This is a genomic window from Bacillus cereus group sp. MYBKT111-2 (genome assembly GCF_051915205.1).
In the GTDB taxonomy this organism is placed as follows: domain Bacteria; phylum Bacillota; class Bacilli; order Bacillales; family Bacillaceae_G; genus Bacillus_A; species Bacillus_A paranthracis.
In genome coordinates this window covers 63,501-80,521 of the sequence record NZ_JBQAEG010000010.1, presented here as the reverse complement: position 1 = coordinate 80,521, position 17,021 = coordinate 63,501, and the positions used below count along the sequence as shown (strand labels likewise).

Sequence of the window (17,021 nt, the reverse complement as noted above, 5' to 3'; positions counted from 1 at the left end):
GGAACTGCTTGCTTTTTTTGTTTTCGCTTTATAAGTATTTTGCTAAAATGAATGTAAAACTGATGGAGGAATAGAATGACGAAAATTAATGGGTATACTTGTAGATGCTGCGGTACATATCATGAAGAAATTCCAACGAGCTATGGATCAGCAGCTCCTTTTTATTATTATGATGCTGAACCTGAAGAGCGAGAAGATAGATTTGAAATGAACGATGATTTATGCGTGATGAATGGAGAACACTTCTTTATGCGAGGGAGTATTGAAATTCCTATCATTGGCACAGATGAACATTTCATATGGGGTGTATGGGTTTCATTAAGTCAAGCAAATTTTGATAAGGTGAATGAATGCTGGGATAAACAAGAACTGTTAGAGCCAATGTTTGGGTAGCTTTCTACAGATTTACCATATGAGCTGGAAACAGTCAATTTAAAAACGATGATTCACCCAAGAGCCGATGGCATTCGTCCTTATATTGAACTAGAGCCGACAGATCATCCTCTAGCAGTGGAGTTTAGAGAAGGAATAACGATGGAACGGGTACAAGAAATAGCGGAACAACTTTGCTTAAATAACGAGGATGATGAGGAAGAGTGCTGATGTTTGGTCGGTGCTCTTTTTTATCATGTGCAACTATATTTTAAATTTCTTGCAACCATTTTAAAGCATATACAGTCTAATAATTATATAAAACATAAATGGTAGATTTCTAAGGGGGAATTTAAAATGGAGCTGCTTATAAAGCGGGCTCAAAAAGGTGATGAGGAAGCCTTTATTGAGGCAATTGATATATTAATGCCACAAATGTATAAGGTGGCAAAAGCACGCTTGAAAAAGGAAGAAGATATAGGGGATGCCATACAGGAAACAATTTTGTCTGCTTTTACAAATTTAAAAAAGGTAAAAGAACCAGAGCATTTTAAAACATGGATTACGAAAATATTGATGAATAAATGTAATGATATAGTACGAAAAAATAAGGTTTTATATGTCGATGATTATGGAAAAGTGCAGGAAGAACAAATCGTAAAAGAAAACATTGAACAAAACCTTGAATTTAACAATATGCTTAGTTATTTAAGTGTGGAGTATCGTTTAGTAATCGTACTCTATTATGTAAATAAATTTAAAACAAAAGAAATTGCAGAGATTTTAAATGAAAAAGAGGGAACGATTAAATCAAGACTACATAGAGCGAGGCAACAGTTAAAAGAATATTATTTAAAAGAAGACTGGGAGAGTATAAACAATGGGGGGAATTTAAAATGAATGATCAATTCGAGCATAAATTAGAAAAAGTATTAAATGATGATGTAACAATTCCTACTAGTGTTTTGAAGAAAAAAGAACTTGCTTTTGAAGCAATTAGAAAAAGTAAAAAGCAAAAACAACCATCCTCTCATAAAAAAATAGTGGCAGCGATGATAGCGGGGCTAACGATTGTTGGGGCAAGTGTCGGAGTTGGCGTGTATGGTGATTCAACATTAGCTGTAGTAAAGGAATTCTTCTTTGCGAAAGATCAGGGAGTTCAAAAAGCGGCAGATAATGGATATGTGCAAAAAGTAGATGGGAATCATGTGATGAAAGATAATGGGGTTACAATCCAAATTAAAAATGTACTGTATGATAAATCTAAAATAGCAGTTTCTTTACAATTGAAATTTGAAGATAAAAGTTTAATAAGTAAAGTGACAGATTTAAGAATGAAGTATGATTTAACAGATGATAAAGAACGATATATAGAGAAGGCGGAATACACAGAAGGGTTAACAAATGAAAATAGTAAGATGTTGGCAGGTAGCGAATGGAGTATTCAGGCGGGGGAAGAAGAGGGAGAAATAACTTATAATTTAATATTCCATCCTATGGATTCAATTGATAACATTGATAGTCTAAACTTTAATATTAGTTCTATATCTTTGTTTGCGCCATTAGAAAATAAAGATGTTTCTTACAGGACAGAAGCAGAATCTCAATCAAATATTGTAAAAGAAGATATAGAAGTTTGGCATAAGAATGGTATGCAACTTAATAAGGAAATTCAAGGGAAGTGGCAAGGGGGAATAAAATTAGATTCGAGGTTTAAAGGAAATCAGGAGATTCAATTTGTTCCTAAGCAACAACCGGAGTCTGTAAAAATAGTGTCTGCAGAAGTACTTCCAACAGGAATGAATATCACATTTGAACGTGATTCTTCTGGAAATGATGAAGAAATAAAACGTCAAATAAAAACAATTGATAGTGTTATTCTTATGGATGAAAAAGGGAAAACATTTAAGTCAACATTGAAGGGATACTCAAGTGCTGGGGATAATGGGAAAACAATTAAGGTGAAAACGTTTGATGTTACTATTTTTGATAATGTGAATCATTTTAAAGTGTTATTAAAAGATGGTGATGGAAAAGATGTTGTAATTGATTTAGCTCGTGAAGAGAAAAAATAAAGTGTATGATAAAAAACGCAAACTTCTAATCAAAAGAAGCTTGTGTTTTTTATTAACTAAAAGAAGTAAGAAGAACAATTAATTCGGGGATACAAAAGAAGATAGCACCAATTGATTATTAGCTCACACCAATCGGACTGTTCATTAACACGAATAAAAGAATTGACTTACTTTAAATATGTAACTATAATGGTTACAAAATAACCATAAGTAATAGAAATGAGTTATATTTTTTTAGTATAATTGTAACTATTGTAGTTACAATTAAAATTAATCATAAAATAACCAAAAAATGTAAAAACTTTAAATAGCAACAAGAGAAAGGAGACGGGAATGTTGAAACGGTTTAAGTTTTATATGATTAGCGGTATTGTGCTCGTTTTGCTTATCGTATGTAACTTCGTTGATAAGCCGATTGCGAAGGTTGGAGAAGTGAAAGATACTGTTATGATGAAGCTGAATACGAAAGAGAGTATGGCGCAAATTGATGGGCAGACGATTTATTTTAAGAAAATTGGTGAGGGGAAACCACCTTTACTTATGCTGCACGGGTTTGGTGGTTCTTCAGATGGATTTAGTGATATTTATCCGGAACTTGCGCGGGACCACACGATTATTGCAGTGGATATTTTAGGGTTTGGGCGTTCTTCTAAGCCAATTGATTTTGAGTATTCGTTTCCTGCACAAGTGAATTTATATTATAAGTTAATGAAAAAGCTCGGATACGATCAGTTTGCGGTGCTCGGTCATTCAATGGGCGGAGAGATGTCACTGAATTTAGCGTATTTATATCCGGATGCAGTGACGCATCTCATTTTGGCGGATTCTACAGGAATAGAGTCTTTCCAGCAAAAAGAAAGTTATGAAGTGCCGCCGTTATCGACAGACTTACAAACTGTAACTGAGATTACGGATTACAATAAAAATGAAGTGAAAAATAGTCGCGACGATAAAGAGCACTATGATCAGCTGACGAAAATGAGAGAGCGCCGCATTGCGATGGAAGCCGATAAAATTAAGGTGCCGACTTTAATTATATGGGGACGACACGATAAGAGTGTTTCTTGGAAAAATGGTGAACTGTATCATGGACTATTTGCAAATAGTACGTTTCATATTATTGAAAAGGGATACCATGCACCGTTTCGCCAGGAACCAATCGAGTTTATGGAATATGTACAAGCGTTCTTCGCGAAGAATCCACAATGATAAAATTTTAAGCATAAATCTACTTCTTTCCTCATACAGTGAAACTAATAAGGCTTGTCTAAGGAAAGGAATGAAGTAGAGTGGAAACTTTACCATGGTGGGTGTATCTTGTAATCGTTGGGATCGTATTAAGTGGCTACATGGTTTTATATACTTCAAAAAAAGAGCAAGAGATGGATAATGAGTTTATTGAAAAAGAAGGCGAAGTGTATATGAAGCGTTTAGCAGAGGAACGAGAGAAACGTAATCAAGATAGTGATAAAGATTCTGTATTGCTTTAATAGAAATGTTCAAAGGCTACCATCTAGTAGAAGGTTCCATCTAGGTGGTAGCCTTTTTCTTTTTGGGGGAGCATGTATACGAAATTTATCATGAACTTTTATTGATGGCATTTATATATATGTTTCCTCATAAGAATGGAACTAGCGGGGTATTTTACTGGGGGGGATTAACAATGCATAGGGATGAAACTCCATTACATCCGGATACAGGTGTTACATCTGTAATGTTTGTTGAGCGTTCATTAAATGAAATTCGTTTTTGGTCTAGAATCATGAAGGAGCATTCTCTTTTTCTTCGCTTAGGGTTTAGATGCGAGGATACGCAATTAATTGAAGAGGCGAATCAATTTTATCGATTGTTTGAACATATTGAACAAATAGCGCATTCCTACACAAATGAAACAGATCCTGAGCAAATCAAAAGATTTAATGCAGAAGTACAACAAGCCGCAACTAATATTTGGGGATTTAAACGAAAGATTTTAGGGTTGATTCTCACATGTAAATTGCCGGGACAAAATAACTTTCCACTGTTAGTTGACCATACGAGTAGGGAAGCTGATTATTTTAGAAAACGTTTAATGGAATTAAATGAAGGAAAATTAGATGCTCTTCCTGATGCTATTATTAAAGAAAATGTTTTCTTTTTGAGGATTATGGCAGACCATGCTAAATTTATTGGTCATCTTCTTGATCCATCGGAAAGAAAGCTTGTAGATACAGCACGAAATTTTAGCAATGATTTTGATGCATTAATGTATCAAGCAATTGACTTAGAATCTATGAAACCGCAATCCCAAACAGTCCCTCTTTTAGATCAATTTTTAGATCAAAATCGTGTGTCAGTTGCATCGCTTCGGGATTTTAAGAAAACAGCACGTGATTTAATTGAGCAATGTAAAATAAAGAGTATCATCCATCCATTATTAGCAGACCACGTTTTCCGTGAAGCTGATAGATTTCTTGAAATCATTGATATGTATGATGTTCATCTTACAAATATTCAATCACAACCTAGATATTAGAAGATAAGGAAAGATACTATTTTGCTTTCAGTTGAGAAGTTAACAATGTATTGTTAGCTTCTTTTTTGTGTAGAAATGTCTCTTTAAAAACTACATAATTCCCTTTGACCAAATATGTAATTCTCTGTAAAATGATATATATGGAAAAATTATGAATATACAGGGAATCTGTGGATGTTAGCTTCTAATAAATTATTCAGGGGGAATTTATTAGTTAAGTATATTAACTTGTTTGCAATACATTTTACAAATAAAGGGGTATTAGTAATCATGAAAGCAAAAAAATTAGTAAGTTTAGCATTACCAGTTATGTTATTGAGCGGTTGTATTACAATTGAAACGGATGGTAAGAAAGCCGAACCAAAGAAAGAAGAGACGCAAAAGGTAGAGAAAGAGAGTAAGGCTGCTGAAAAAGAGAGTAAGTCAACTGATAGCAAGAAAGAGGATAGCCTATCTGTAGCGAAAGGTGAAGGTACAAACAGTAGTTCATCAAGTAGTCAACAAAGTTCCTCTTCTAATTCTTCAACTGGTAAGGTAACTGGTTCGGATGTTGAAAGGTACAAGGCAGATATCATAAACAGTGCTACTCAAATTGAAGATACAATGAAATTAATTGAAGGAATAGCAAATTCAGACGTAAAATCATACAAACAAAAGAAAAGTGAAGTACAACTAAGTTTAGGTGGAGCAAAGGCAACAACGAAGAAACTGAAGAATTTACAAGCGCCTCCTGAGTTACAGGGAGAACAGGCGAAGATAAAGCAATCGATGGAACTGTATGCGGATTGTTTCCAACTTCTCTTTGATGCATTAGACCAAGAAGACGAGAGTAAAATGCATCAAGCAGTAAGTAAAGCACAAGAAGGTTCAAAACTGTTTGAAGAAGCAGCGAAGAGCATCGGTAGTAAAACCAACTAAGAATAAATGATTTAAAGGGGTATGAGGTATGAAAGTGAAGAAACTAATAGCTGCTGCAGTTCCAGTTCCAGTTCCATTGTTAATATCGTGACTTTATTTCAAACTCATCTGCTACTTAATATATTTTTACTACATATAGAAAAGAAACCCTAACTTCATTTTTTATAGTGAATTTAGATCAATTACGAAGTATTAATATTGAAGAATTATGAGATCGTTTTAAAAGCATTTCATTTAGTAGAGGAAGAACCAAATAGATGCTGTTAGCTATCACAAAAAGCCAATGTGCATATGCGAATGGAAACAAAGACAGGCCATAGTATAGAAAAAATCTATATTATGGCCTGTTTTTATATGTACTTTGGTTTTCTTATGCATATGTATTTTTAGATAATCAAATAGATTAACATAAAAATGAAAATGTAATTGATTTTTACTAGAGAGTAATTTACATTTAATTTATGTAATATATGGTTTTAATATTATTGGGAGGGATGTATTATGAAAAAAGTAAATTTCTTAATTTAACAACGGCCGCCACACTAAGTTTAAGCCTTTTATTCACAGGAGCTGTATCCGCCGCTACTGAAGAAAAATTCAGTCCAAAACAAATGAGTTTAGATAAAGTTACATCTGAAAAAATTGATATGTATCAACTAAATCAAATTCAAGATACATTTACAAAAAAAACTGAAAATCAGGTAACTTTTTATTGGAAAAATACACAAGGTATAGAGGAATCAATTGATTTATCTGTTCGAACAGATGCTAGAGGAAATATAACTTCCGTAAACGAAGTCACTACACATGACAACCTAGTTGATTCTCTAGTTAAAAAGAAAAAACCAGGGAAACCAGGGAAAGGTTCGAGTCCAAAGGTACCATATAAATTAAATGGTGGAACAAATAAATCTAGCTTTATTAACGAACACGCTTATAATAGACATAAATATAATCCAAAAGAAAAATCTACTTCTAGCAAAACTCAGTATGGTCGAGATGTTGACGTGAAAAAGTTAAGGGAGGAAACAATGCATAATTATGAAAATAAGTGGAGTCAAACGGATAACAAGGGTAACAGAACAACAACTTATGCTAAACAATTTGATGGTAATTTAAGCACTTCTGATTCATCAACAAGTCATCATAGGGTTATAATCAATCATTCTGACTCATCAAGAAGTACACAATTCCCATTGTACTTAAAGAACTAACATGAATACAAAAAAATTTCAAACCTATGTGGCGTTGTCAACAAAAGACTGGAGTGCTGAAACATTTGTAAGAACCTTAGAAGAGATTGTATCTTCGGCAAAAGAATATGAAAATGATTATATTGAAGTCCATCAAGTATTAGAAATGGTAGTAACAGAAGTTGAAGTTGAGTATGTAATCATTTTAAATCATACGAGAAACTTAGATGATTTGGGGAAATATCTTAAATAACACATTTCAAATACTGTTTATAAAAAGTATGTAATCAGTATGACAAAGGAAAAACTTTCGGTCGTTTTACGTGAAAAGAAGGCGAAGTTTATAGGAGACGTTGAGAAGAAGAGCGAGAGAAACGGAATCAGGATAGTAATAAAGATTCGGTGTTATTATAATAGTAGAGAGAAGTTATCTGAAAAGGGTGTGAGATACAGTCTGTTTTAGATAGCTTCTTTTATTAATGGAAGTTTGGATATTTGTATCTATAGAGAGAAAAAATTAGTGTAAAGTTGATATGAGAAAGAGTGGGAATTATTTTGAATTAGAATTTGAAAGGAACTGGATAGGGTATTTTTTGCTAAAACAACGAATAATTGAAACTTTATATAGTTGATTCTTGATGATTAAAATAAAATGAATGATATATGTGTTGATATAAAAAAATCATTGGTTTTTTTATAGGTTTTTGAAGATTTTTTGTTGACTATATTTGTTTGTTACAAAAATCGTTGTCTGGATATTAAATAAGTTTACTGGGGCGAGCATTACACTTGTAGCAGATGCACCGTATGTAATGAACTTTTTACCTCTCATATTAATGGTTATAGGTGGTATAGGATCTGATAAGTTGAAGAAAATATATATAGATAGAGGAAATAATTCCCCACACTAGCTGTTCTTTCTACTCAAATTGTGTACTATAAAGGATAGGATGACATAAAGAAGGGGACATATAGAATGGAATTTCATGAACAAAAGATTTTGCCGGCAGTGAGGCAAATTAAAGATTTGGAAAAGCTATTACATAGTTCGTATGAGTATATCGTTATTTTAGATATTCATGTCGGTCAATTGAAGAGTGTTATATCGCTTGCGAAGCAATATTGTAAAAAGGTGTTTTTACATGTGGATTTAATTCATGGTTTGCAGAGTGATGGGCATGCGACGGAGTATTTATGTCAGGAGTTTAGGCCGTACGGATTACTTTCGACAAAAGCGAGCGTCATTATGAAGGCGAAGCAAAAAGGTGTTGTGGCAATTCAGCGTATCTTTTTAATCGATTCGAGTGCAATGGAGAAGAGTTGTAATCTTTTAGAAAAGACGAAGCCGGATTATATAGAGGTGCTCCCGGGAGCGTTAACGGATGTGATCGCTGAAGTGAAAGAGCGTACTGGTGTACCGATTTTAGCGGGTGGTTTTATTCGTACTGTTGATGATGTAGAGAGAGCTTTAAATGCTGGTGCGACAGCAATTACGACATCAAAACGTGAACTATGGAAACATTACCAAAAAAAGTGACGAAAATGTGAAATAATTCTGTTGACACCGCTTTCATTAACGGTTAACATTATAGACAAGTTAATAAACGTGACGGAGAAAAGTAGAGATCCACATTTCATTGTTTCTATATAAATTTATATAGAAGCGTGCAAAGCTGTGGGTCTTTTTCTTTTGACAAAAACGAATGGCCATTCATTTTACCTCTATCACATTTGAAAGCGTTTAAATTGATTGTGGAGGGATACTATGTCAGCATTTTTAGGAGAGTTAATAGGGACTGCGTTGTTAATCGTACTTGGTGGCGGCGTTTGTGCTGGTGTAAGTTTAAAGAAGTCGTTTGCGAAAGATTCTGGTTGGATTGTTATTACAATGGGCTGGGGCTTAGCGGTAGCGGTTGCAGCGTACGCGGTTGGATCAATTAGTGGGGCACATTTGAATCCAGCTTTGACGATAGGATTAGCATTTAAGGGAGCGTTCCCATGGAGTGACGTACCTGGCTATATCGCAGCACAAATGATTGGGGCAATTATCGGGGCAGTTATCGTATATTTACATTACTTACCACACTGGAAAGAAACAGAAGATCCAGGAACAAAGTTAGGCGTATTTGCAACAGGTCCAGCAATTCCGAACACATTTGCAAACCTTTTAAGTGAAATGATTGGGACATTCGTTTTAGTATTTGGTATATTAGCAATTGGTGCAAATAAATTTGCAGATGGATTAAATCCATTTATCGTAGGTTTCTTAATCGTAAGTATTGGTTTATCATTAGGTGGAACGACAGGATACGCAATCAACCCAGCACGTGATTTAGGTCCGCGTATCGCGCACTTCTTCCTTCCGATTGCAGGAAAAGGCGGTTCAAATTGGAAGTATGCATGGATTCCAGTAGTAGGTCCAATCTTAGGTGGATCACTTGCAGGATTATTCCATCAAGTTGTATTTGAAGGAAAACAAAATGCAGCACTTATTTATGTGATTATTGCAACTGTGATTGTACTAGCAATCTCTTATATGACAAGTAAAAAAAGTGGAAGCAATACAAATAGTAGAAAAGTAGCATAAGGGGGAAACCATTATGAAAAAATATATTCTTTCATTAGACCAAGGAACAACTAGCTCACGCGCAATTCTTTTCAATAAAAAAGGTGAAATTGTTCATTCAGCTCAAAAAGAATTTACACAACATTTTCCAAAGCCAGGCTGGGTAGAGCATAACGCGCAAGAAATTTGGGGATCTATTTTAGCGGTTATCGCAACTTGCTTAAGTGAAGCAGATGTAAAGCCAGAACAAATCGCTGGTATCGGTATTACGAACCAACGTGAAACAGCGGTTGTATGGGATAAAACGACTGGTAAACCAATTTATAACGCAATTGTATGGCAATCTCGCCAAACCGCTGAAATTTGTGATGAGTTAAAAGAAAAAGGTTATAGCGAAATGGTTCGCGAAAAAACAGGTCTTTTAATTGATGCATACTTCTCTGGTACGAAAGTAAAATGGATTTTAGATAACGTTGAAGGTGCAAGAGAGAAAGCGGAAAACGGCGATTTATTATTCGGAACAATTGATACGTGGCTTGTATGGAAACTATCTGGTGGTAAAGCGCACGTAACGGATTACTCAAATGCATCACGTACATTAATGTTTAACATTCACGACTTACAGTGGGATGATGAACTTCTAGACATGTTAACAGTACCAAAGAGCATGCTTCCGGAAGTACGTCCATCATCTGAAGTGTATGGAGAAACAATTGACTATCACTTCTTCGGTCAAAATGTACCGATTGCAGGTGTAGCTGGTGATCAACAAGCGGCATTATTTGGACAAGCTTGTTTCGGTGAAGGTATGGCGAAAAATACTTACGGAACTGGTTGCTTCATGTTAATGAACACTGGTGAAAAAGCAGTAGCTTCTGAGCACGGCCTATTAACAACAATTGCATGGGGAATAGATGGTAAAGTAAACTATGCATTAGAAGGAAGTATTTTCGTAGCAGGTTCTGCAATTCAGTGGTTACGTGACGGAATGCGCATGTTTAAAGATGCAAGTGAGAGTGAAGTGTATGCGAATCGCGTTGAATCAACTGACGGTGTATACGTTGTACCAGCATTCGTAGGATTAGGTACACCTTACTGGGATAGTGAAGTACGCGGCGCTATGTTTGGTGTAACACGCGGTACGACGAAAGAGCATTTCATTCGTGCAACACTAGAATCTTTAGCTTACCAAACGAAAGACGTATTATGCGCAATGGAAGCAGATTCAGGTATTGAACTGAAAACATTACGCGTTGATGGCGGAGCAGTTAAAAATAACTTCTTAATGAAGTTCCAAAGTGATATTTTAGATGTTCCTGTAGAGCGTCCGGTGATCAATGAAACAACAGCTTTAGGTGCAGCGTACTTAGCTGGTCTTGCGGTTGGATATTGGAAAAACCAAGATGAAATTAAAGAACAGTGGCATATGGACAAACGCTTTGAACCAACAATGGAAGCGGAAACAAGCGAAGAGCTATATGCTGGATGGAAAAAAGCAATTGAAGCAACAAAAGCTTTCAAATAATCATAAACAGTGTTATAATGGTGACAAGTTAATAATTCGGTAGGAGATTTGGAGAGACCACAACACGCTATAGAGGCGAAATCTATAGCGGAGTTTGTGGTCTCTTTTTTCGTTATCAAAGGGAGGAATTACCATGAAATTTTCAAGTAAACAACGTAAAGACGTATTAAACGGAGTAAATAAACAAGAATTAGATGTGATCGTAATTGGTGGAGGTATTACTGGTTCTGGTATTGCATTAGATGGAGCAACACGCGGGTTATCAACAATTGTGTTTGAAATGCAGGACTTTGCAGCAGGTACATCAAGTCGTTCAACGAAGCTTGTACACGGTGGTCTACGTTATTTAAAACAACTTGAAGTGAAAATGGTAGCAGAGGTGGGGAAAGAGCGTGCGATCGTATATGAGAACGGTCCCCATGTAACAACACCAGAGTGGATGTTACTTCCGTTCCATACAGGCGGTACGTTCGGATCATTCAGTACATCAATTGGTCTTCGTGTATACGACTTCTTAGCAGGTGTAAAACGAAGCGAGCGCAGAAAAATGTTTAACCGTGAAGAAACGCTGAAGAAAGAGCCTCTTGTAAAACAAGAAGGATTAAAAGGCGGCGGTTACTACGTAGAATATCGCACTGATGATGCGCGTCTTACAATTGAAGTAATGAAAGAAGCAATTGAGCACGGCGCAAAAGCTGTTAACTACGCAAAAGTAGATAGTTTCTTATATAAAGATGGAAAAGTATGTGGTGTACGTGTAATCGATTTACTAGACGGAGAAGTATACGAAGTTTACGGTAAGAAAATTGTAAACGCAGCTGGTCCTTGGGTAGATACACTTCGTGAAAAAGATAACTCGAAAAAAGGAAAAGTACTTCAGTTATCAAAAGGTGTTCACTTAGTAATTGATCAAAAACGTTTCCCATTAGGGCAAGCAATTTACTTCGATACACCAGATAAACGTATGGTATTCGCGATTCCACGCGGAGGAAAAACATATGTAGGTACAACAGATACGTTCTATGATAAAGACGCAGCTGTACCACAAATGACAACAGAAGATCGCACATACATCATTAATGCGATTAACTACATGTTCCCAAGCGTCAAAATTACGGAAAAAGACATCGAATCAAGCTGGGCTGGCGTACGTCCGTTAATTTACGAAGAAGGTAAGAGTGCATCTGAAATTTCTCGTAAAGACGAAATTTGGACTTCTGAATCTGGTTTAATTACAATCGCAGGTGGTAAATTAACAGGATACCGCAAAATGGCTGAAATGGTAGTAGACTACGTAACAAACTTACTACAAAAAGAAGGCCATAGTGCATATCCGAAGAGCACAACGAAACATATGCCAATCTCTGGTGGACATGTAGATGGCTCTAAAGGATTACCAGCATTTATCGCGAAAAAAGCAGGCGAAGGTACGAAATACGGTTTAACAACAGCACAAGCAGAAGAATTCGCGAAATTCTACGGCTCTAACGTTGACGTACTATTTGACCTAGCGAAAAAACATAAAGACGAAGTGAAAGAATACAACATGCCGCTAGACGTTCTAATCCCACTTGTATACGCAATGGATTACGAAATGACAGCAAAACCAGTCGACTTCTTCGTACGCCGCAGAGGCGCTGTATTCTTCAACATCCACTGGGTATACGAGTGGAAAGAAGCAGTAATCAACTACATGGCTGCAAAACTAGGCTGGAGCAAAGAAGAGCAAATGAAATACACAGCAGAACTAGAAAAAGCATTAAGAGACGCTGTCATTCCTGTAGATCAACAAGAACATGCAGCTGCATTAGCGTAAAATAGAGAAACACCTGAAGAGAAACTCTTTAGGTGTTTTTTTATCTTGACTAAAAATAAATAAAATGTGTTACAATGATGGTAGAGTATATAGTATGAATTTTGCATAAAATAAAGAAGACAGAAGCCTGAGAAACTTCTGCCTTTGTAACCTAACTTGCTATTGTGGTGGTAGTAGGTGCGGTTATAAGACAATTACATTAACGTTTTAGCCGAGAACCGCCCTTACCTTTTCCACGAAGCAGGGTGGTTCTCGCTTTTTTGTATACAGAAATTAGCCATGGACCGACGTATCTTCTACCGATGACAACGCCAGCTCCGGTCAGGATACCATACACTAATTTAATGACAAACATCGCGATCATATTATCACCTCCCCCTTTTTTCAAAATGGAAGAGATGATTACCACACCTACTAGTTATAGCTTATTAAGTTACGTATTTATTGTATTATGTTTTAAAATAGGGAACAAGACATATAGATAAAAAGCCCTAGCGTTCAAACTCAAACCCCCACTGAAAGGCTTTATCTCAGTAGGGGTAGTTGACTCCTTGTTAAATAAACATAACTAAAAAAATAAAGATACTGATAACAATATCCAAATGAAATACACGGCAGAACTAGAAAAAGCAATAAATTAACAAGAACAAACAGCTGCGTTATGTATAGAATTTCAAATACTACACTTGTATGAAGAGTGTACTGGTTTTGATAATATCGATCCATCTTTGTATGGCCATGAAATATTAGATTCTTTAAGTGAACGTTAGAAAGAAGGAGGACTCGATTAAATCGGTTCTCTTTTTCATTTAGCGATAGGAAACGAAGACGACCCTCTTATTGCAAACTTAAAGAGCGCCGTGGGAGAAAGACGCTCTTTAGGTGAATGTATTGTAACGACTATTCGGTTTATTATATGTAAGTTGCTGAGGAAGTGTTTTATAAAAAACGTTATTACCCTCTGTATTTTTTTATAAATTTATAAAACTTTTCCATACAGTGCGTCGTCTAATATATGGGAAGGAGGGAAGGCTGTGGATGAATTAATGATAGAAGCGTTTGAAATAGAAGATAAGGAGGACCTTATCGACGAAATAATGAACAAGTATGGACAAGAAGTCTTACAGCTTGTGTATTCATATGTGAATAATAAAGAGGTTGCGGAGGATTTAACGCAAGATATATTTGTGAAATGTTATAAATCTCTTCATACATATAAAGGGAATTCGAACTTAAAAACATGGCTATGGAGAATTGCAATTAATCATTGTAAGGACTATTTAAAAAGTTGGTATAACAAAAAAGTTATTGTTACAGAAGATGACTTTACGTATATGGAGAGTCAAAAAGAAAGTGTGGAACAAACTGTCATTCAAAATGCGGAGGATCGTGAACTGGCTTCTGCAGTAATGAATTTACCGATCAAATATCGAGAAGTCATTTATCTATTTTATTATGAAGAATTATCAATTAAAGAGATTGCGATTGTAATAGATGTGAAGGAAAACACGATAAAAACGAGGCTGAAAAAAGCAAAGGAGCTTTTGAAGAAAGGATTGGAGGAATAGTCAAATGGAAGATCGATTAAAAGGCTTGCGAAAATCAATGGAGAACACAACTTTTAAACATTTGAGTTTTTCTGATCAGCACCAGAAGCGGGTGCGTGAAAAAATCAATCAATCGTCCGAAAAAGAAGCAGACATCCTTTTAGCAGTGTTGCAACTTCTTATGAATGAAAAAACAGGTTATGAATTGATGCAGTTACTACGGGGAAGAGGGATTCAAACATTTGAAGGTAATGAAGGGTCTCTATACACTTTGTTACATCGTCTAGAGCAGAATCTCTTTATCCAATCTAGCTGGGACCACGAAGGAGCTAAATATTATCAATTAAATGATAAAGGAAACAAGATGCTGCGAAAAGCAGAGAAAAATGCTACGAAGGCACGATTTATATTAAAAGGATTCGTACAGGAGTGAGAAGAAATTGAACAAAAAAGGGGAGCGTTTTTTAAAGGAAGTTACGAACCATATTAAATCAAAAGAAGCGAAGGACTTAGTGGCAACGGAACTAGACTTTCACTTGAAACAGACGAAGGATATGTGGATAGGGAAAGGGTTAAGTGAGGAAGTTGCTGAAGATAAGGCCGTTGAACAAATGGGGAGTCCGATTAAACTGGGGCAGGAACTTAACAAACTTCATAAGCCAAAGGTTGATTGGTTTTTAATTGGTTTATTAGTGGCTGCGATGGGGTTAGGGTTTTTGCCGGTTATAACTTTTGGACATGCTGACTTATTCATGAATAAGGTGATATTTGTTATTCTCGGTGTTGCAACAGCTATTGGGATGATGCTACTTGATTACCGGAAGCTAGAAAGACTCGGGTGGCTGTTTTATACAATTGGTATACTCATCTTGTTAATGATAAAATGTTTTCCGACTGGTTACGTGATTGGGGAAGCAATAATAAAAATTGGCCCCATCAAAATTGACTGTCTAACGACGATACCATTCTTCTTTCTAGCTTGGGCTTCATTTTTTAATAACAGTAGATTAAAGTTTATACATCTGCTAATGTTGTACGTATTTTCTTTATATCTATTTTTAATTACATCAATTATGGTGCCAATTTTTATTTATATTACGATGGTATTCGTTATGCTTTGGTGGAGTAAGCTAGGAAAGAAAACAGCATGGATAATTACGATATTACCAATTCTCCCCTTTGTTATTAGGGATCTATTTTCCTGGTCCGCTGTAAAAGAATACCGTATGGCCAGAATTTTAGGATTTATAAACCCAGAGCATGATCTATGGTATTTACGATTAAAAGAGGCAATGTCTTCAGCAGGTTGGTTTGGTACATATGGAAATATAAAGTCTATCCGTGCTGCCCATACTGATTTTGTATTTGCAAGTTTGACTTACTATTATGGATATGTACTTGCGCTAGTTCTTGTCGTGATTCTTTCTCTTTTTGCAGTAAGAATAATGAACATAGCTTATAAAATAAATGATGGTTATGGTAAATTGCTTCTCGTTGGCGGAGTGACTCTTTTTGTAATCCATTTTATTTGTAACGTTGGCATGACCCTCGGGATATTACCGCGTGTTTCTATATCATTACCTTTTATTAGCTACGGATTGATACCAACTCTGTTTCATGCATTTATAATGGGAATTGTGTTAAGTGTATATCGACGTAAAGATATTTCAACGAGAATGCAAAAGACGCCTTGATGATTTGAAGTGCACCCCGAAAATGGGGTGCACTTTTTGTATTTACACACTTAACAAGTGTTTCCGTTCTCAACTTCTCCGCATGAATCTGGAATTTGCTTATCTTTTATTAATAGTAATAAAAGTTCAAAAAACTGTTCGCGTTGTTCTAATGTGAGGTTTTGTAAAATATCGTTTGCGACTTTGTCTTGGAAAGCGAGCGCCTGCTCCATATTGGAATGTGCGCGTTCAGTAAGTTGAATTAATGTAGCTCGGCGATCAGTTGGATCTGGTATACGAACTAGGAGCTTGTCTTGTTCGAGTGCATCGACAAAATCGGTAACTGTACGTGCTTTGACGCCTAATTTAGCAGCTAATGCGTTCATTCGAATGGGACCATTTTCAGAAACGGTAGATAGAACGCGTAGCCTTGGCCCTGTTAGATGATAAGGTGTGTCAAGGGCTGACAATTGAGATTGAAATTCTCTTTGAACATAGTTGGACGATTGCATTAAAATATGAATGATATCTATTGCAGCTGGATTATTTGATTTCATGAATGGGATGACCTCCTCATTATTTTGTAGTTCATTTTTGCACGTTTCATAAATATATTGTATATTATTAGTGAGTATCCTCTCTATATTATAAACGATTAGTGAGTAAACTCATTATATCGCGTACTCATAATGTGTAATAGCGGGATAATTACTATTATAACTGATGCGGGGGTCTATAGAAAACGATAATAGAGTGAGGTGTATGTAAGGAATTTAATTTCAACTCGTTTCAGCATTCAATAGAAATACCTTTAAAAAAAC

General features: G+C 35.7%; 17 protein-coding genes and 2 pseudogenes. 17 read left to right on the top strand and 2 right to left on the bottom strand.

Annotation, left to right across the window (positions count from 1 at the left end; translation table 11 throughout):
* Window positions 1-75 precede the first annotated feature (75 nt).
* The 14 genes and pseudogenes from ACTFNE_RS22955 (at window position 76) to glpD (ending at window position 12,980) form a co-directional block, all read left to right on the top strand.
* Window positions 76-603: pseudogene (locus ACTFNE_RS22955) on the top strand (DUF2199 domain-containing protein).
* 126 nt (window positions 604-729) lie between these two features.
* Window positions 730-1,272: an RNA polymerase sigma factor gene (locus ACTFNE_RS22950; protein ID WP_270705507.1), complete on the top strand. Its 543-nt coding sequence runs from the start codon at window positions 730-732 to the stop codon at window positions 1,270-1,272.
* On the top strand, window positions 1,269-2,447 hold the full coding sequence (locus tag ACTFNE_RS22945) for a DUF4179 domain-containing protein (RefSeq protein WP_270705508.1): 1,179 nt from the start codon (window positions 1,269-1,271) through the stop codon (window positions 2,445-2,447). The genes ACTFNE_RS22950 and ACTFNE_RS22945 overlap by 4 nt, the downstream gene beginning before the upstream one ends.
* Window positions 2,448-2,783: 336 nt before the next feature.
* Entirely contained in the window at window positions 2,784-3,656 is an 873-nt protein-coding gene (locus tag ACTFNE_RS22940) for an alpha/beta fold hydrolase (protein WP_140157328.1), read from the top strand.
* Between the two features lie 80 nt (window positions 3,657-3,736).
* Window positions 3,737-3,937, top strand: coding sequence for a sporulation YhaL family protein (locus tag ACTFNE_RS22935; RefSeq protein WP_000449227.1), 201 nt, complete (start codon window positions 3,737-3,739; stop codon window positions 3,935-3,937).
* Between the two features lie 173 nt (window positions 3,938-4,110).
* Window positions 4,111-4,962 (top strand): DUF2935 domain-containing protein, encoded by an 852-nt coding sequence (locus tag ACTFNE_RS22930; RefSeq protein ID WP_000554476.1) that lies wholly within the window; start codon window positions 4,111-4,113, stop codon window positions 4,960-4,962.
* Window positions 4,963-5,232: 270 nt separating this feature from the next.
* The gene (locus ACTFNE_RS22925) at window positions 5,233-5,880 is read left to right on the top strand and encodes a DUF7018 domain-containing (lipo)protein (RefSeq protein ID WP_270705509.1); all 648 of its coding nucleotides are present in this window, start codon (window positions 5,233-5,235) and stop codon (window positions 5,878-5,880) included.
* Window positions 5,881-6,350: 470 nt separating this feature from the next.
* Window positions 6,351-7,094, top strand: coding sequence for a hypothetical protein (locus tag ACTFNE_RS22920; RefSeq protein WP_270705510.1), 744 nt, complete (start codon window positions 6,351-6,353; stop codon window positions 7,092-7,094).
* Between the two features lies 1 nt (window position 7,095).
* Entirely contained in the window at window positions 7,096-7,326 is a 231-nt protein-coding gene (locus tag ACTFNE_RS22915; RefSeq protein WP_001093032.1) for a hypothetical protein, read from the top strand.
* A 74-nt stretch (window positions 7,327-7,400) separates the two neighbouring features.
* Window positions 7,401-7,487, top strand: a pseudogene (locus tag ACTFNE_RS22910) (sporulation YhaL family protein); the annotation flags it as partial.
* 562 nt (window positions 7,488-8,049) lie between these two features.
* Window positions 8,050-8,610: a glycerol uptake operon antiterminator GlpP gene (glpP, locus tag ACTFNE_RS22905; protein WP_000394287.1), complete on the top strand. Its 561-nt coding sequence runs from the start codon at window positions 8,050-8,052 to the stop codon at window positions 8,608-8,610.
* Window positions 8,611-8,838: 228 nt separating this feature from the next.
* On the top strand, window positions 8,839-9,660 hold the full coding sequence (gene glpF / locus ACTFNE_RS22900) for a glycerol uptake facilitator protein GlpF (RefSeq protein ID WP_001272193.1): 822 nt from the start codon (window positions 8,839-8,841) through the stop codon (window positions 9,658-9,660).
* A 13-nt stretch (window positions 9,661-9,673) separates the two neighbouring features.
* Window positions 9,674-11,164, top strand: a complete 1,491-nt coding sequence (gene glpK, locus ACTFNE_RS22895) for a glycerol kinase GlpK (RefSeq protein ID WP_000759991.1) — start codon at window positions 9,674-9,676, stop codon at window positions 11,162-11,164.
* 133 nt (window positions 11,165-11,297) lie between these two features.
* Window positions 11,298-12,980 (top strand): aerobic glycerol-3-phosphate dehydrogenase, encoded by a 1,683-nt coding sequence (gene glpD / locus ACTFNE_RS22890; protein ID WP_270705511.1) that lies wholly within the window; start codon window positions 11,298-11,300, stop codon window positions 12,978-12,980.
* Window positions 12,981-13,179: 199 nt separating this feature from the next.
* Here glpD and ACTFNE_RS22885 read toward each other — a convergent pair whose 3' ends face one another.
* Window positions 13,180-13,344 (bottom strand): hypothetical protein, encoded by a 165-nt coding sequence (locus ACTFNE_RS22885; protein ID WP_000561154.1) that lies wholly within the window; start codon window positions 13,342-13,344, stop codon window positions 13,180-13,182.
* Between the two features lie 670 nt (window positions 13,345-14,014).
* On the opposite strand from ACTFNE_RS22885, the gene ACTFNE_RS22880 reads away from it, so the two are divergent.
* From ACTFNE_RS22880 to ACTFNE_RS22870, 3 genes are read left to right on the top strand one after another with little or no spacing between them, the layout of a single operon-like run.
* The gene (locus tag ACTFNE_RS22880) at window positions 14,015-14,548 is read left to right on the top strand and encodes a sigma-70 family RNA polymerase sigma factor (protein WP_046198661.1); all 534 of its coding nucleotides are present in this window, start codon (window positions 14,015-14,017) and stop codon (window positions 14,546-14,548) included.
* A 4-nt stretch (window positions 14,549-14,552) separates the two neighbouring features.
* Window positions 14,553-14,960 carry a PadR family transcriptional regulator gene (locus ACTFNE_RS22875; protein WP_270705512.1) on the top strand — a complete coding sequence of 136 codons (408 nt, stop codon included), beginning with the start codon at window positions 14,553-14,555 and terminating at the stop codon, window positions 14,958-14,960.
* A gap of 7 nt (window positions 14,961-14,967) precedes the next feature.
* Window positions 14,968-16,221 (top strand): FtsW/RodA/SpoVE family cell cycle protein, encoded by a 1,254-nt coding sequence (locus ACTFNE_RS22870; protein ID WP_270705513.1) that lies wholly within the window; start codon window positions 14,968-14,970, stop codon window positions 16,219-16,221.
* Window positions 16,222-16,271: 50 nt separating this feature from the next.
* On the opposite strand, the gene ACTFNE_RS22865 is transcribed toward ACTFNE_RS22870, so the two are convergent.
* Window positions 16,272-16,757, bottom strand: coding sequence for a MarR family winged helix-turn-helix transcriptional regulator (locus ACTFNE_RS22865; RefSeq protein ID WP_270705514.1), 486 nt, complete (start codon window positions 16,755-16,757; stop codon window positions 16,272-16,274).
* Window positions 16,758-17,021 lie beyond the last annotated feature (264 nt).

Excerpts from the sequence above, each read along its gene's own strand:
- ACTFNE_RS22925 (WP_270705509.1), top strand. The coding sequence starts at position 5,233 with ATGAAAGCAAAAAAATTAGTAAGTTTAGCATTACCAGTTATGTTATTG.
- ACTFNE_RS22950 (WP_270705507.1), top strand. The coding sequence starts at position 730 with ATGGAGCTGCTTATAAAGCGGGCTCAAAAAGGTGATGAGGAAGCCTTT.
- glpK (WP_000759991.1), top strand. The coding sequence starts at position 9,674 with ATGAAAAAATATATTCTTTCATTAGACCAAGGAACAACTAGCTCACGC.
- ACTFNE_RS22945 (WP_270705508.1), top strand. The coding sequence starts at position 1,269 with ATGAATGATCAATTCGAGCATAAATTAGAAAAAGTATTAAATGATGAT.
- ACTFNE_RS22920 (WP_270705510.1), top strand. The coding sequence starts at position 6,351 with ATGGTTTTAATATTATTGGGAGGGATGTATTATGAAAAAAGTAAATTT.
- ACTFNE_RS22865 (WP_270705514.1), bottom strand. The coding sequence starts at position 16,757 with ATGAAATCAAATAATCCAGCTGCAATAGATATCATTCATATTTTAATG.
- ACTFNE_RS22915 (WP_001093032.1), top strand. The coding sequence starts at position 7,096 with ATGAATACAAAAAAATTTCAAACCTATGTGGCGTTGTCAACAAAAGAC.
- glpP (WP_000394287.1), top strand. The coding sequence starts at position 8,050 with ATGGAATTTCATGAACAAAAGATTTTGCCGGCAGTGAGGCAAATTAAA.
- ACTFNE_RS22885 (WP_000561154.1), bottom strand. The coding sequence starts at position 13,344 with ATGATCGCGATGTTTGTCATTAAATTAGTGTATGGTATCCTGACCGGA.
- glpF (WP_001272193.1), top strand. The coding sequence starts at position 8,839 with ATGTCAGCATTTTTAGGAGAGTTAATAGGGACTGCGTTGTTAATCGTA.
- ACTFNE_RS22875 (WP_270705512.1), top strand. The coding sequence starts at position 14,553 with ATGGAAGATCGATTAAAAGGCTTGCGAAAATCAATGGAGAACACAACT.
- glpD (WP_270705511.1), top strand. The coding sequence starts at position 11,298 with ATGAAATTTTCAAGTAAACAACGTAAAGACGTATTAAACGGAGTAAAT.
- ACTFNE_RS22930 (WP_000554476.1), top strand. The coding sequence starts at position 4,111 with ATGCATAGGGATGAAACTCCATTACATCCGGATACAGGTGTTACATCT.